General features: G+C 73.9%; 15 protein-coding genes. 12 read left to right on the plus strand and 3 right to left on the minus strand.

Annotated features, from left to right (window positions below; translation table 11 throughout):
• Positions 1-103: 103 nt before the first annotated feature.
• Positions 104-841: a class I SAM-dependent methyltransferase gene (locus IIE03_RS14665; protein ID WP_192863496.1), complete on the minus strand. Its 738-nt coding sequence runs from the start codon at positions 839-841 to the stop codon at positions 104-106.
• Positions 842-1029: 188 nt separating this feature from the next.
• On the opposite strand from IIE03_RS14665, the gene IIE03_RS14670 reads away from it, so the two are divergent.
• Both IIE03_RS14670 and paaZ read left to right on the plus strand, forming a co-directional pair.
• The gene (locus tag IIE03_RS14670; protein ID WP_192863497.1) at positions 1030-1860 is read left to right on the plus strand and encodes an enoyl-CoA hydratase/isomerase family protein; all 831 of its coding nucleotides are present in this window, start codon (positions 1030-1032) and stop codon (positions 1858-1860) included.
• Positions 1860-3983, plus strand: a complete 2124-nt coding sequence (paaZ, locus tag IIE03_RS14675) for a phenylacetic acid degradation bifunctional protein PaaZ (protein WP_192863498.1) — start codon at positions 1860-1862, stop codon at positions 3981-3983. The genes IIE03_RS14670 and paaZ overlap by 1 nt, the downstream gene beginning before the upstream one ends.
• 89 nt (positions 3984-4072) lie before the next feature.
• On the opposite strand, the gene IIE03_RS14680 is transcribed toward paaZ, so the two are convergent.
• The gene (locus tag IIE03_RS14680; protein WP_192863499.1) at positions 4073-4792 is read right to left on the minus strand and encodes a TetR/AcrR family transcriptional regulator; all 720 of its coding nucleotides are present in this window, start codon (positions 4790-4792) and stop codon (positions 4073-4075) included.
• Between the two features lie 75 nt (positions 4793-4867).
• Between IIE03_RS14680 and IIE03_RS14685 the strand changes: the two genes are divergently transcribed.
• Positions 4868-5638: an enoyl-CoA hydratase/isomerase family protein gene (locus IIE03_RS14685; protein WP_192863500.1), complete on the plus strand. Its 771-nt coding sequence runs from the start codon at positions 4868-4870 to the stop codon at positions 5636-5638.
• A gap of 121 nt (positions 5639-5759) precedes the next feature.
• Here the strand turns inward: IIE03_RS14685 and IIE03_RS14690 are convergent, their stop codons facing one another.
• Positions 5760-6599 (minus strand): HAD family hydrolase, encoded by an 840-nt coding sequence (locus IIE03_RS14690; RefSeq protein WP_192863501.1) that lies wholly within the window; start codon positions 6597-6599, stop codon positions 5760-5762.
• 292 nt (positions 6600-6891) lie between these two features.
• Between IIE03_RS14690 and IIE03_RS14695 the strand changes: the two genes are divergently transcribed.
• From IIE03_RS14695 to IIE03_RS14740, 9 genes are all read left to right on the plus strand, one after another.
• Complete coding sequence (locus IIE03_RS14695; protein WP_192863502.1) at positions 6892-7599, plus strand: CpaE-like family protein; 708 nt, start codon at positions 6892-6894, stop codon at positions 7597-7599.
• On the plus strand, positions 7596-8765 hold the full coding sequence (locus IIE03_RS14700) for a TadA family conjugal transfer-associated ATPase (RefSeq protein ID WP_192863503.1): 1170 nt from the start codon (positions 7596-7598) through the stop codon (positions 8763-8765). The genes IIE03_RS14695 and IIE03_RS14700 overlap by 4 nt, the downstream gene beginning before the upstream one ends.
• Positions 8766-9052: 287 nt before the next feature.
• Entirely contained in the window at positions 9053-9967 is a 915-nt protein-coding gene (locus IIE03_RS26765; protein WP_318842994.1) for a type II secretion system F family protein, read from the plus strand.
• A gap of 73 nt (positions 9968-10040) precedes the next feature.
• Positions 10041-10379, plus strand: a complete 339-nt coding sequence (locus IIE03_RS25915) for a DUF4244 domain-containing protein (protein WP_225997790.1) — start codon at positions 10041-10043, stop codon at positions 10377-10379.
• A 35-nt stretch (positions 10380-10414) separates the two neighbouring features.
• The gene (locus IIE03_RS14715) at positions 10415-10732 is read left to right on the plus strand and encodes a TadE family type IV pilus minor pilin (protein ID WP_318842995.1); all 318 of its coding nucleotides are present in this window, start codon (positions 10415-10417) and stop codon (positions 10730-10732) included.
• Positions 10729-11673, plus strand: a complete 945-nt coding sequence (locus IIE03_RS25920) for an Rv3654c family TadE-like protein (protein ID WP_225997791.1) — start codon at positions 10729-10731, stop codon at positions 11671-11673. The genes IIE03_RS14715 and IIE03_RS25920 overlap by 4 nt, the downstream gene beginning before the upstream one ends.
• Before the next feature lie 77 nt (positions 11674-11750).
• Positions 11751-12785: an ABC transporter ATP-binding protein gene (locus tag IIE03_RS14730; RefSeq protein WP_192863505.1), complete on the plus strand. Its 1035-nt coding sequence runs from the start codon at positions 11751-11753 to the stop codon at positions 12783-12785.
• Positions 12782-13645 carry an ABC transporter permease gene (locus tag IIE03_RS14735; protein WP_192863506.1) on the plus strand — a complete coding sequence of 288 codons (864 nt, stop codon included), beginning with the start codon at positions 12782-12784 and terminating at the stop codon, positions 13643-13645. The genes IIE03_RS14730 and IIE03_RS14735 overlap by 4 nt, the downstream gene beginning before the upstream one ends.
• Before the next feature lie 3 nt (positions 13646-13648).
• Positions 13649-13885 (plus strand): helix-turn-helix transcriptional regulator, encoded by a 237-nt coding sequence (locus tag IIE03_RS14740; protein WP_408632848.1) that lies wholly within the window; start codon positions 13649-13651, stop codon positions 13883-13885.
• Positions 13886-13931: the final 46 nt, after the last annotated feature.

Consider the following 13931-nt stretch of genomic DNA (forward strand, 5'->3'; position numbering starts at 1 on the left):
GCCCGCGGCCTGCGGGCCGTGCGCCGAGCGGCGCCTTACCGGTGGAATGCGGGCCGCGCCGAGCGGCCTTGGCGGTGGGGGCACGGGATCGTCGCGCGTGAGTTCACCGCGCGGGCTTCGCCCATTCGAGCGTGTACCGGAAGAAGAGCCGCTGCCGGAACCTCGCGCCCGGAAGCACCCGCGCGGCCGTGGCCGCGATCTCGGCGTGGGTCTCGCCAGGATCGCGCATCGGTATCTCCGGTCCGGCATCGTCGTGGACGACGGCGGTCGTGGCGAGGGCCGCCCTGGAGGGCTTGTCGCGCCGTGGTGCGGGCCGTGGGTGCTTGACCAGGCCCACGACGGGGTTGACGACGGCCGAGACGAGGTCGACGGCCGCCTCGCGAGGGCTGCCGACCCGGGCGAGGCCCACGACGAGCAGCCGGCCGCCGGGCGCCAGCAGGTCCGAGGCGTGGGTGAGCGCGGCGTCGAGCGGCATGTGGTGCAGCGAGGCCACCATGGTGACGGCGTCGTACGTGCCGGAGATCTCCTCGAAACCGGTGTGCTCGATGCGGACCCCGGTGTCGCCCGCGAAGCGGGTGGCGGCCGTCCGGGCCATTCCCGCATCCGCGTCGATCCCGACGACGACGGCGCCGCGCTCCCGCAGCCGGCCGATGAGCGCACCGCGGCCGCACCCGACATCGAGCACGCGCAGCGGCCCCGTGCCGCCTCGACGCGGCAGGCGCCGCAGGATCCAGCCGTGGAAGTGGTCGTTGTGGCTCCACGGATGCCGGGCGTTGAACCGGTGCAGGCCGTCGGCCACACGCCGGACGACGCGGCCCTGATTCTCCCGGACATCCCACATGCCGCCGGATCGTAGTACCTCGTGGGCGCGGCGAGACCGACGCGCCGCCGGCCTGGCTCTCCGGAGCGAGCGGCCGAAGTTCCACGGCTACCTGTTCTCCTCGTCGTCTCGTGTGGCAGGATGAGTTCCTGAACGATCGGTCACTAATTCCGGTCGGAGGACCTGGACGGCGTCGTCGGGGAGTGCACATGGGTCAGCGCGAGGGGACCGGCCCGCTCCGTGTGGAGCGTGCGGCCGATCGCGTCGTCGCGACGCTGGACCGGCCCGGCGCCCGGAACGCCGTCGACCGCGCGACCGTCGACGCGCTGCACGTGCTGTGCGCCGAGCTCGAGGCCGAGCCGCGCACACTGATCCTCACCGGCGCGAACGGCGACCTCGCGGCCGGGGCCGACATCGCCGAGCTCATCGACCGCGACGCCGGAGACGCCCTCGCGGGGATCAACACCCACGCCTTCGACCGGATCGCGGCGCTCCCCATGCCGGTGATCGCCGCGATCGACGGCTACGCCCTCGGCGGCGGCGCCGAGCTCGCCTACGCCGCCGACCTCCGCATCGGCACCCCGCGTCTGCGGATCGGCAGCCTCGAACCGACCCTCGGCATCATGCCCGCCGCGGGCGCGACCTGGCGGCTGCCCGCGATGATCGGTGCCACCCGCGCGTCCGAGATGCTGCTCACCGCACGCGTCCTGACCGGCGACGAGGCGCTGGCCTGGGGAGTCGTCACCGCGCTGCACGATCCCGAGGACCTGCTCCCGGCGGCGCACTACCTCGCCGACCGGATCGCCCGGCTGGCACCCGAGGCCGTCCGGCACACCAAGACCGCTCTGCGGGCCCGGCCCGACCAGCACCCCCGGGTCGAGCTGGAGCTTCAGGCAGAGCTGTTCGAGAGCGACGAGAAGCGCCGGCGCATGTCGGCCTTCCTGGACCGGAAGCGCCGCGACCCGGCGCGTTCCGCGGGCTCCGCATCCGGGCCCGAGCAAGCGGCGACACCCCTGCCCGCAGTGACGAAGGAGAAGTGATGACGAACACCGTGCCCGTGCTGCCGTCGTACGTCCGGGACGGCTGGTGGACACCCGCCGACGCGAGCACACCAGGCGGTACCGCCACGGACGCGCCCGAGGCCGCCCGGGCCGTCGTCGTCCACGACGCCTCGACCGGTGAGCCGGTCGCCCGTCTCTCGACGGACGGCCTCGACATGGCCGCCGTGCTGGACCACGCGCGCGACGTCGGGCAGAAGTCCCTCGGCGACCTCACGATCCATGAGCGGGCCGTGCTGCTCAAGCGCATGGCGCTCGAGCTCACCGCGCACAAGGACGAGCTGTACGAGGTCTCCGCGCGGACGGGCGCCACCGCGCGCGACTCGGCGTTCGACGTCGACGGCGGCATCGGCGTGCTCTTCACCTACTCGTCCAAGGGGCGGCGCGAGCTGCCGAACGCGAACCTCATCCTGGACGGGCCGCCCGAGCAGCTGTCGAAGGACGGCTCGTTCCTCGGGCGGCACGTGTACACGCGGCTGTCGGGCGTGGCGGTGCAGATCAACGCGTTCAACTTCCCCGTGTGGGGGCCGCTGGAGAAGTTCGCCCCCGCGTTCCTGGCCGGGGTGCCGACGGTGATCAAGCCCGCGACACCCACCGCCTACCTCACCGAGGCCTGGGTGCGCGTCCTCGTCGAGGCGGGCCTGGTGCCCGACGGCTCGCTGCAGCTCGTCTCGGGCCCTGCGCGGGACCTGCTGGGACACCTGCGGCTCGGCGACTCCGTCGCCTTCACCGGCAGCGCCGACACCGCGCGCCGGCTGCGCGGCTCGGTCGCCGAGGGGGTCCGGTTCACGGCGGAGGCCGACTCGATCAACGCGAGCGTGCTCGGTCCCGACGGCGTTCCCGGGTCCGCCGAGTTCGACGCGTACGTCCGGCAGCTCGTGACCGAGATGACGGTGAAGGCCGGGCAGAAGTGCACGGCGATCCGGCGCGCGATCGTGCCGGAGGCTCTCGTGGACGACGTCGTCGCCGCGGTGGGCACGCGCCTCGCGCAGAAGGTGACCGTCGGCGACCCGCGTGCCGAGGGAGTCACCATGGGACCGCTCGCGTCCCTGGAGCAGCGGGAGGAACTGCACCGGCAGGTGGAGAAGCTGATCGGGGCAGGTGGCCGGGTCGCCGTCGGGCCCGCGGACTTCGCCGCCCCGCCGGAGGTGGTGCGTGCCGACGGGACCGTCGGAGCGGCGCCCGGCGGCGCGTTCGCCGCTCCGCTCCTGCTCCGGTTCGACGACGCCGACGCCGCGGCGCTGCACGACGTCGAGGCGTTCGGCCCGGTCGCGAGCGTGGTGGGCTACCGCGACGTCGGCCACGCGGCGGACCTCGTCGTGCGCGGTGGCGGGTCGCTGGTGACGTCGGTGGCGACGAGCGACCCTGCTGCGGCCGCCGCGCTGTTCGGCCGGCTCTGCGCGGCCAACGGCCGGGTGCTGTTCCTCGACCGGGACGACGCGCGGACCTCGACCGGACACGGCTCGCCCGTGCCGCACCTCGTGCACGGCGGGCCGGGGCGCGCGGGCGGGGGCGAGGAACTCGGTGGCGTGCGCGCGGTGCACCATTACATGCAGCGCACCGCGATCCAGGGCTCGCCACGGATGCTCACCGAGCTCACCGGGGTGTGGCACACGGGGGCGCCGGCGGGCGGCGCGGGCGCCGTGCACCCGTTCCGGAAGTCCCTCGCGGAGCTGCGGGTCGGCGACCAGGTGGTGGCAGGGCCGCGCGAGGTGACGCTCGAGGACATCGAGCACTTCGCGGAGTTCACCGGCGACACGTTCTACGCGCACATGGACGAGACCGCCGCCGCGGCCAATCCGTTCTTCCCGGGGCGGGTGGCGCACGGGTACCTGCTGGTGTCGTTCGCCGCGGGACTGTTCGTGGACCCGGACCCCGGGCCTGTGCTGGCGAACTACGGACTGGAGAACCTGCGGTTCCGCACACCGGTGTCGCCGGGCGAAGCGATCACGGTGACCCTGACGGCCAAGCAGATCATCCCGCGCGAGACGGACGACCACGGCGAGGTCCGCTGGGACGCGGTGCTGCGCAACCAGGACTACGAGGTCGTGGCCACCTACGACGTGCTGACGCTCGTGGCGAAGGAGTGGCCGCCGCCGGAGTGACCGGTGTCGCCGTGCCGGTGGTTCGCCGCCGGCGGTCGGACGACGCTCTTGCCGCGCCGGAGACCGGGGCCTGGCGTGGGCCCGGCGGGTCAGGGCGCCCGGAGTCCGGACAGCGCCAGGGTGACGACGTCGTCGGCCAGGCTGTCCGCGGACTCACGCCCGGCCGGGCGGTACCACTCGACGATCGAGTTGATCATGCCGAAGATCAGGCGTTCGGCGACCCGGGGGTCCAGGTCGGCGCGGAGCTCGCCCGATCGCTGTGCGGCCTCGATCACGGCGGTGACCCGCTTGTCGAAGGCGCGGCGGCGGGCCAGGGCGGCGCGCTCGGTGGCGGTGTTGCCGCGCACGCGGAGCAGGAGGGTGACGTAGGGGAGGCGGTCCACGAGGACGTGGACGGCCTCGCGGAGGACGTGTTCGAGCACGTGGACGCCCTCGCCGTCGGTCGCTTGCGCTCCGTGCCCCGCGGCGCTCCCGGCTCCGGGGGTGACACGGGCTCCGGACTGCATGTCGGTCTCCGCGGCGTCGTCGGCCAGGGGGGCGTCCTCGGCACGGGGGGCGGGGGGCGGGAGCGCCGCCTCGAGCGCGTCGAGGGCCTCGTCGAGGGCGGCCGCGAGGATCTGCTCCTTGGAGGAGAAATGGTGGTAGATCGCCGACTTGGACAGGCCCAGTCGTTCGGCGAGCGTCGCGATCGAGGTGGCGTCGTAGCCGCGCTCGATGAAGGTCTGGACGGCGACGTCGAGCAGTCCGCGGCGGTCGTAGCCAGGACGGCCCCGGCGGGGTGGTGCGGCCGGGGCGGTCTGGTGGGTCATGCGAGTCACTATATTGACCGAACGATCGGTTGGTAATGTTGCCGACGCAGGTCCGCCCCGGCGAGGAGGTCGATGATGATCCGCATGTCCCTGGACGACGGCGTCGCCGAGGTGGTGCTCGACGCTCCCGGACGGCTCAACGCGCTGGACGAGGCCGGGCTCGACGAGCTCGCCGACGTGCTCGCCCGTGCCGAGGCCGACGGTGCGCGGGCGCTGCTGCTGCGCGGCGAGGGCAAGGCGTTCTGCGCGGGCCGGGACATCGCCGACGTGGATCCGGCGACCGACGACGTGCTCGGCTTCCTCGCGGGCCGGGTGGAGCCCGTCCTGCGCCGGCTCGCGCACTTTCCCGCGCCGACGTTCGCCGTCGGACACGGGGCCTGCCTGGGTGTGGGGCTCGGGCTGCTCATCGCGGCCGACGTCGTCTACCTCGCCGACGACGCGAAGGTGGGTTCCCCGTTCGGCCGGCTCGGCGCGGTGCTCGACTCGGGCGGCCACGCCTTGTTCGTGGAGCGGCTGGGGGCGCATCGCGCCCTGGATCTGATCTACACGGGCGATCTGCTGAGCGGTGCGGAGGCCGTGCGGGCGGGGTTGTTCTCGCGGAACTACCCGGCCGACGACGTGCTGGGCGCGACGCGTGCGGCGGCCAGGCTCGCGGCGTCGGGCCCGACGAGGGCCTTCGTGGCGAGCAAGGAGATCGTCGCGGAGATCCGGGACGCGCGACTCGGGCTGTGGGCGGCGATGGACCGGGAGAACCAGGGGCAGGCGGCCCTCCGCGACACCGCCGACTACGCCGAGGGGTTCGCGGCGTTCCGGGAGAAGCGGAAGCCGGAGTTCCGCGGGGCGTAGAGCGGCGTCCGCCCGGGTCGGCCGCTTGCCGGGTGGTCGGCCGGAAGTCCGATGATCGGCCGCTCGAGCCGCCGATCACCCGACGTGTTGCCGACGACGTCAGCCCTGCCGGCGGGCACGGTCAGCCCTGTCGGCGGGCGCGTCGGCGGCGGAGATGGCGGATGACGAAGTATGCCGCCACGGCGACGGCGATTCCTCCGACGACGGCGGCGACCGGGATCGGCTCGACGCGTGGCCGGAGCGCGACCGGCCTGGTGAAGCGCAGCTCCCCCCAGCCGGACTCGGCGGCGAGACGGCGCAGGTTGCGGTCCGGGTTCACGACGAAGGCGTGCCCCACCGCGCCGAGCATCGGGGCGTCCGTGATCGAGTCGGAGTAGGCGAAGCTTCCGGCCAGGTCGTAGCCCTCACGGGCGGCGAGGTCGCGGATGCCGGCGGCCTTGTTCTCGCCGTAGTTGTAGAAGTCGATCTCGCCGGTGTAGTGGTCGTCGACCACCTCCATGCGGGTGGCGAGCACGTGGTCCGCGCCGAGGGCGGCCGCGATCGGCTCGACGAGCTCGGCGCCCGAGGCGGACACGATGACGACGTCCTGTCCGAGGGCGTGATGGTCCTCGATGAGTTCGACCGCCTCCGCGTAGACGTACGGGTCGATGTGCTCGTGGACGGTCTCCGCGACGATCTCCCGGACCTTGCGCACGTCCCAGCCCTTCGCCAGTGAGCTGAGGTGGGCGCGCATCCGTTCGGTCTGGTCCTCGTCGGCGTTCCCCACGAGGAACAGGAAGTGTGCGTACGCACTGCGGAGCACGTCGGCACGGCTGATCAGCCCGCCGGCGATGAACGGCTTCGAGAACGCCTGGGACGAGCTCGTGGCGATGATCGTCTTGTCCAGGTCGAAGAAGGCCGCGATACGGCCTGTCGCGGGGGCGCGGCCCGGCCGCGCGGGCAGGGGTGCCTCGTCGGTCACTGTTCGAGCCTAGCGGGCGTGTCCGATCTGACCGATGTCCGGGGACGGGGTGGCGTGCGAATTTCACCCGCCCACCGGGGTTCGTGTGCGGTGCGGCGACGTGCGGAATGACCGTGGTTCCGGCGTCGCGGGCGGACGACAGGGACAGCGGGCCTGTGGACGGACGCCTCGTCGACAGGTCGCGACGGCGGGCGGGTCGGCCTGGCGCGCGGCGATGAAAGCTGGTTGCCACGCGCCGGATCACGGCGACAGGCCACGGCCCGGGGGCGCCCGGCGGACAAGGGGGATCGACATGGGGCGGTACGGGCGTGTGATCGCCGTGACCGGTGCGATCGGCGGGGTGGGGACCACCGTGGCCGCCGCCGCGGCGGCACTCGGGCTGATCGGGCGCGGGGAGCCGGCGGCGCTCGTCGATCTCGACGCCGATGCGCCCGGCATCGAGTTGCTGCTGGGCATCGAGGACGTCCGGGGTGCGCGGTGGCCGGAGCTGTCCGCCGCCCGGGGAGACGTCGACGGCGAGACCCTGGTGGCCGCCCTCCCGTCCTGGCGCGACGTGCCGGTGGTCAGCGGGAGGCGGCGTGCCGGGCCGCCGTCGGACGACGTCGTGCTCGACGTGTGCGCCGGGATCGTGCGATCGGGCCGGGCCCTGGTGCTGGATCTGCCGCGACCGAGCTCCTGGACGGGCGCGGCTCGCGCGCTGCTGGGCGGATGCGACACGGCGGTGCTGGTGACGCCGCTGACGTTTCCCGGCGCCGCGGGTGCCGAACTGGTGCGCGATCAGCTCGTCGCGGCCGGCGTGCGCGACGTGCGCGTCGTGGCGCGCGGACCCGCGCCGGGGCAGGTCGACCCGGACGCGCTCGGCGCGGCGCTCGGGCTGCCGGTGGACGGCATGCTGGAGCGTGACCGGTCGGTGCCGGCGGCGATCGAGCGGGGCGACGGGCTGCCCGCCGGCCGGGGTGCCGTGGCCCGGCTGGCGGCGAACCTCGGAGCTGCGCTGTGACGGCGGGGGCACTCGACCCGGCGCTGCTGGACGACGTACGCGCTCGGATCGCGAGCGGCGGCGCGGAACCGTCCGACGCCGTCCGCGACGCGGTGCGGGACAGCGGGCTCGTGCTGGGCTCCGCCGCACTCGATGCGCTGGCCCGGACGACTCGGGCCGAGCTGCTGGGCGCCGGTCCGCTGCAGCACCTGCTCGAGGAGCCCGAGGTCACCGACGTGCTGGTCAACGGGCCCGACGGCGTCTGGCTGGATCGGGGCCGCGGCCTCGAACGGATCGGTATGTCCCTGGGGACGACGGCGGACGTGCGGGCGCTCGCCGTACGGCTCGCGGCGATCGGTGGGCAGCGCCTCGACGACGCCCAGCCCAGCGTCGATGCGCGCCTGCCCGACGGAACGCGACTGCACGCGGTTCTCGCGCCCCTCGCACCGGCAGGGGCGGCGATCTCGCTCCGGGTGCTGCGGGCGCGCGCGTTCTCGCTCGACGAACTCGTGGCGAGCGGCGCCCTGCCGGACGACTGGGCCGGACTGCTGCGGGCGCTCGTGGAGCGGCGGGCGAACATCGTCGTCAGCGGAGGCACGGGAAGCGGGAAGACGACGCTCCTCGCGGCTCTGCTGTCCCTGGCCGGGGAGGACGAGCGGATCGTGACGGTGGAGGAGGCCCGTGAGCTCGTGCCCGACCACCCCCACGTGGTGTCCCTGGCCACGCGACGCGCCAACATCGAGGGCGCCGGTGGCATCGACCTCGCCGGCCTCGTGCGGGACGCCCTGCGGATGCGACCCGACCGGATCGTGCTCGGCGAATGCCGCGGGGCCGAGGTCCGCGAGGTGCTCCTGGCCATGAACACCGGACACGACGGCGGCCTCGCGACCCTGCACGCCAACGCCGTCGCGGTGGTTCCGGCGCGGCTGGAGGCGCTCGCGGCGCTTGCCGGGATGCCGCGGGAGGCGGTGGCGGCACAGGCCGCCGGGGCGCTCGACGTGGTGCTGCACCTACGGCGCGAGCGGGGCGTGCGGTTCCTGGCGGAGATCGGTGTGGTGGGCCGGGACGAGCGCGGTGAGCTCGTGGTGCGGCCGGCGGCGTGGTGGGACGGCCGCGGAGCCGTCGAGCTGGATCCGCCGGTGTGGCGCGAACTGGCCGGACGGTTCGGCCCGTGGTGCGCGTCGTGACGGGCGGGGACCAGGGGTCGTCGGCCGTCCTGGCCGGAATTCTGCTGGCGGTGGCCGTGTACCTCGGGTTCGCGCCGGTCGGGCGACGGGTGCGTGAGCTCGGGATCCGGCCGCGTGGCGCTGCGGCGCCGGGAGTCTCCCGGCAGGGCGCACGGAACGGAGCACCCCGGCTCGGCGCTCGGAATGCAGGGCGGGACGGAGTCAGGCGGGACGGAGCCAGGCGGGACGGAGGAAGGACCCGTGCGGCGCGCGCCTCGCGCACCGGGCGTCCCGCACCAGGCGCCTCTGTGCGCGTGGTCGTGCTGCAGGTGGTCGCTCTGCTGCGGGCGGGAGTCGCACCCGCGACGGCGTGGGCGCGAGCGGCCGGGATCCCGGTGGACCCGACCGGAGCACCCGACGGCGAGGCGCTGGGACCACTGCTCGGACCGGGGAACGCGCGGGCGGTCGTGGCCGCGAACCGGCTCGCGCTCGACGTCGGTGCCCCGCTGGGCCGGGTCCTGGAATCCGTGGCGGACTCCCTCGTGCGGGAGGCCGAGGCGCGTGCCGAACGCGATGCCGCGATCGCCGGGCCGCGGACGACCGCACGCGTCATTCTCTGGCTGCCCGCGGCCGGTGCCGGACTCGGGTGGCTGCTCGGCGCCGACATGGTCGGCGTCGCGACCGACGGGGGCCTCGGCACCGTCGCGACGGTGCTGGGCACGGCGTTCCTGTTCGCGGGACGGACGTGGTCGGCGCGACTCGTGGCACAGGCGCGCGACCGGCCGCGCGACCGTGAGATCGACGTGCGCGTGGTGCTCGACCTGCTGGCCGCGGCCCTCGGTGCGGGCGCCGGCGTGCCACGGGCGCTCGGTGCGGTCGGGCACGCGGCGGGCGGGAACCACGGGACCGCGCTCCGGGCGGCAGCCGACGCGCTCGTGCTCGGCGCCGGCTGGGAACAGGCATGGGCGGGCACCTCGGAGGTGCTCGCACCGGTGAGGCGCGCGCTCCGCAGCGCCTGGATCGACGGCGCGGCGCCCGGAGCGGCGCTGCGTGCGGCGGGCGAGGAGCTCCGGCGGGACCGGAGCGCCGCAGCGCGGACCGCCGCCGCACGGCTCGGTGTGCGGCTGGTGCTTCCCCTCGGGTGCTGCTACCTGCCGGCGTTCGTCCTGGTCGGGATCGTCCCGGTACTGCTCGCGCTCGGGACCGACCTGTTCGCCGCCTGATCGCGCGAGCGCCGAGCGCGCAGAGAGACCTCCCGCCGCACGGGGCGGCGGGTGAACGAAGGAGGAGAACACGATGACGGACACCAGGATCACCGCTCCGGACGAGCACGGCGCGGGTGGTGCCGACGCAGGTGGTGCCGACGCGGTCGGTGCACGACAGGTCCCGGCCGGGGCGCACGGTGCGCGAGGGTTCCCGCCCGGCGCGGGCGCTGCGCGACCGGTTCCGCCCGGCGCGCGTGGCGGGCGGCGTGCCCCGGGGCGCGACCCCGAGGCCGGGATGGCCACGGCGGAGTACGCGATCGCGACGCTCGGCGCGGCGACGTTCGCCGGCCTGCTCATGGCCGTGCTCCAGGGCGGTGACGTGCAGTCGTTGCTCACGTCGCTGATCACGACGGCGCTCTCGGCGGGCTGAGGATGGCCGCGCACCGGGATGCGGAGCGAGGGGCGGTGACGGCCGAGCTCGCCGTCGCGCTTCCCGCCGTCGTGCTGGTCCTGGTCGCGGTGCTCACGCTCGTGGCCGCGTCCGTGGCGCAGATGCGCGCCGTGGACGCGGCCCGGGCGGGGGCCAGGGCGGTCGCGATCGGCGAGGAGGAGGCGGTGGTCGCTCGGGTGGTCGGACGGGTGGGCGGTGACGATGCGGAACTGTTGATCGACCACGACGGCGACTGGGTACGCGTGACCGTCACGAAACCCGTCGTGAACGGATGGACCGCCGCCGGCCCGCTACGGGCCCGCGGAACCGCGACGGCCTGGGTGGAGCCATGAATCGACGGGCCTCGGCCGGGGCCAAGAACCAGCGGACTTCGGCCGGGACCAGGAACCGGTGGGCCTCGGCCGGGGCCAGGAATCGGCGGGCCTCGGCCGACACCAGGAATCGGCGGGCGGCGGAGCGCGGCGCGGGAACCGTCCTGGTGCTCGGGATCATCGGCGTGGTGCTGGCGCTCGCCGCCGGGGTCGCCATACTCGGAGCCGCGCAGAACGGCCGCGGCGCGGCGCAGTCGGCAGCTGATCTCGGTGCGCTGGCAGGGGCGACTGCGCTCGGGGGCGGTCTCGACGCGTGCTCGACGGTGGCCGCCGCGGTCGCGCGCAACGGCGCGGAGGCGACGACGTGCGAGGTGGCGGCAGCGGGTGTGGTGCGCGTCGAGGTGCGTCGCCCGGTGGCGCTGCCCGGCAGGTGGTCCTTCCTCGGCGCCGCGCGCGCGGATGCCCGGGCGGGTCCTCGGCCTCCGGAGGCAGGCGAAGGGCTCCCGGTCCCGGGGACGGCGATGCCGCGGCACGTCGCCGGACGTGCGGCCGAAGCCGGGAACTACCGGAACGGCCGGATCCCGTCGCACCTCCTGTGCGACGTCTCGTTCGCGGCGGGGCAGAGGCTACGCTGCGACGCCGCCGTGGCGATCGAGCGGCTGAACGTGGCGTTCCGTGCGGCGTTCGGACGGGATCTGGCGGTCCGCGATTCGTACCGGTCCTACGAGGCGCAGGTGGCGGTGGCGGCGAGCAAGGGCGCCCTGGCCGCCCCGCCGGGGACGTCGAATCACGGCTGGGGCCGGGCGGTCGACCTGAGTGGCGGCATCCAGTACTTCGGCACCGCCGAGCACCGGTGGATGGTCGCGAACGCCGGCGTGCACGGCTGGAACCACCCGGAGTGGGCGGGACCCGGCGGGTCCAAGCCGGAGGCCTGGCACTGGGAGTACGGCACCGCGGGGTGACCCGAGCGGAAAAAACCGAGTGACATGACATCGCTACGAAACGTAGTATCCCTACTACGAAGAGTATGGAGGGTGTGATGACTGATAGTCAGCCGTCGCAGGAACCGGCGGACGTCGCGATCGACGTGCGCGACCTGCGGATGCGCTACGGAACGAAGGATGTGCTCACCGGCGTCTCGTTCACGGCGAGGCGCGGAGAGGTGCTGGCACTGCTCGGTCCCAACGGGGCCGGCAAGAGCACCACCATCGAGATCCTCGAGGGGTTTCGCACCCGTTCCGCCGGCCAGGTCGCGGTGCTGGGGCAGGATCCGGCACATGGTGACGAGGCGTGGCGGGCAAGGCTCGGAGTCGTGCTGCAGTCCTGGCGGGACCACGGCCGGTGGAAGGTGCGCGAGCTCCTGGACTACCTCGCCCGGTTCTACGTGCCGTTCTCGACGCCCGAGGTCGAGCGGCCGTGGAAGGTGGACGAACTGCTGAATGCTGTCGGCCTCACGGAGCACGCGAACCAGAAGGTCAAGGCCCTCTCGGGCGGCCAGCGCCGCCGCCTGGACGTGGCGATCGGGATCGTCGGCCGGCCCGAGCTGGTCTTCCTCGACGAGCCGACGGCGGGCTTCGACCCGCACGCCCGGCGTGAGTTCCACGACCTCGTGCACCGGCTGTCGGACTTCGAGAACACGACGATCCTGCTCACCACTCACGATCTCGACGAGGCGGAGAAGCTCGCCGACCGGATCCTGATCCTCGACCAGGGCACGATCGTCGCGAACGGGTCGGCCGACGAGCTCGCACGCCAGATGGCGACGGGTGCGGAGGTCCGCTGGACCGCGGACGGGCGGCGGCACGTGCACGCCGCCGAGCAGAACGATCCCACCCCGTTCGTCCGCGACCTGCTGGCGACGGATGCCGGGATCACCGAGCTCGAGGTGCGGCGCGCCAGCCTGGAGGACACCTACATGGCGCTCGTGCAGCGCGCGGAGACGGGCCAGGGCGCCACCGGGAACGGTGCGGACGGGTCTGCACCGGACGGCTCGGGCCAGGACGAGCCGGATGCCGGCGGGACCGGCAACGGCGTGACGAGCAAGGACGACGAGGCCCAGGAGGTGCGCTCATGACCGCGACAACGAACGACGCCCGGTGGGCGGCGGCCCGCGCCGGCCTGGTCCGTGGCTGGCTGGAGACCAAGCAGTCGCTCCGGGAACCCGGGGACGTCCTCTGGTACTTCCTGATGCCCGTGATCTTCGCGGTGGTGCTGCTCTTCATGCGCGGCAGCTCGCTGCCCGGCACGGAGTACGAGCTCGGCGCCATGGTGTTGCCGAGCATCGTGGGGATGTCGATCGGGTTCGGCGGCTTGACCGGCCCCGCGGGAACCATCGCCACGGATCGGGAGGACGGCACCCTGTTGCGGGCCAAGGCGACGCCGAACGGCATGATCGGCTACCTGTTCGGCAAGGTCGTCATGTTCGGCTCGACGACGCTGATCAGCCTGGCGCTGCTGATCATCCCCGGCCTCACGGTCGCCGGCGAACTGCGGTTCGACGCCCGGACGTGGATGCTCCTCCTGATGATCTTCGTCCTGGGTATGGCCGCGACCGTGCCGATCGGCGTGGCGCTCGGGTCCCTGTTCAAGACCGCGTCGCAGACCGGACTCCTCATGCTGGGTTCGATGGCCCTCCTGGTCGTGTCGGGCATCTTCTACCCGCTCAGTGCCCTGCCCACGTGGCTGCAGTGGGTCGGTCAGGCGTTCCCGTACTACTGGCTCGGCCTGGGCGCCCGGTCCGCGATGCTGCCGCCGGAGATGGTGACGACGGAGATCGGTGAGTCGTGGCGGACCCTCGAGATGTTCGGCGTGCTCGGCGCCTGGATCGTGGTGGGCTTCGTCGTCGCGCCGATCGTGCTGCGGCGGATGACTCGCCGGGCGTCCGGTGCCGCCGTCGCCGAGGCGCGTGATCGCGTCATGGCGCAGGGATGGTGAGCAGTGGGCGAGACCACCACCGACGTCGTCCACAACCGCATCGCGATGCTCCGCGCCGAGCGGGGGATCTCGCGGCGCGAGCTCGCGGAGGCGCTCGGGGTGCACTACCAGACGGTCGGCTACCTGGAGCGAGGGGAGTACAGCCCGTCGCTGTACCTCGCGCTCCGGATCGCCGAGTACTTCGGCGTGGCGGTCGAGGTCGTGTTCTCGACACGCCCGTTCAAGCGACTCGGCGAGTGAACGACGGCGCGTCGTGACGCGAGGGTCAGGTTGAACGGCCGGCGGT

Source organism: Myceligenerans pegani (assembly GCF_014892515.1).
Lineage (GTDB): Bacteria > Actinomycetota > Actinomycetes > Actinomycetales > Cellulomonadaceae > Myceligenerans > Myceligenerans pegani.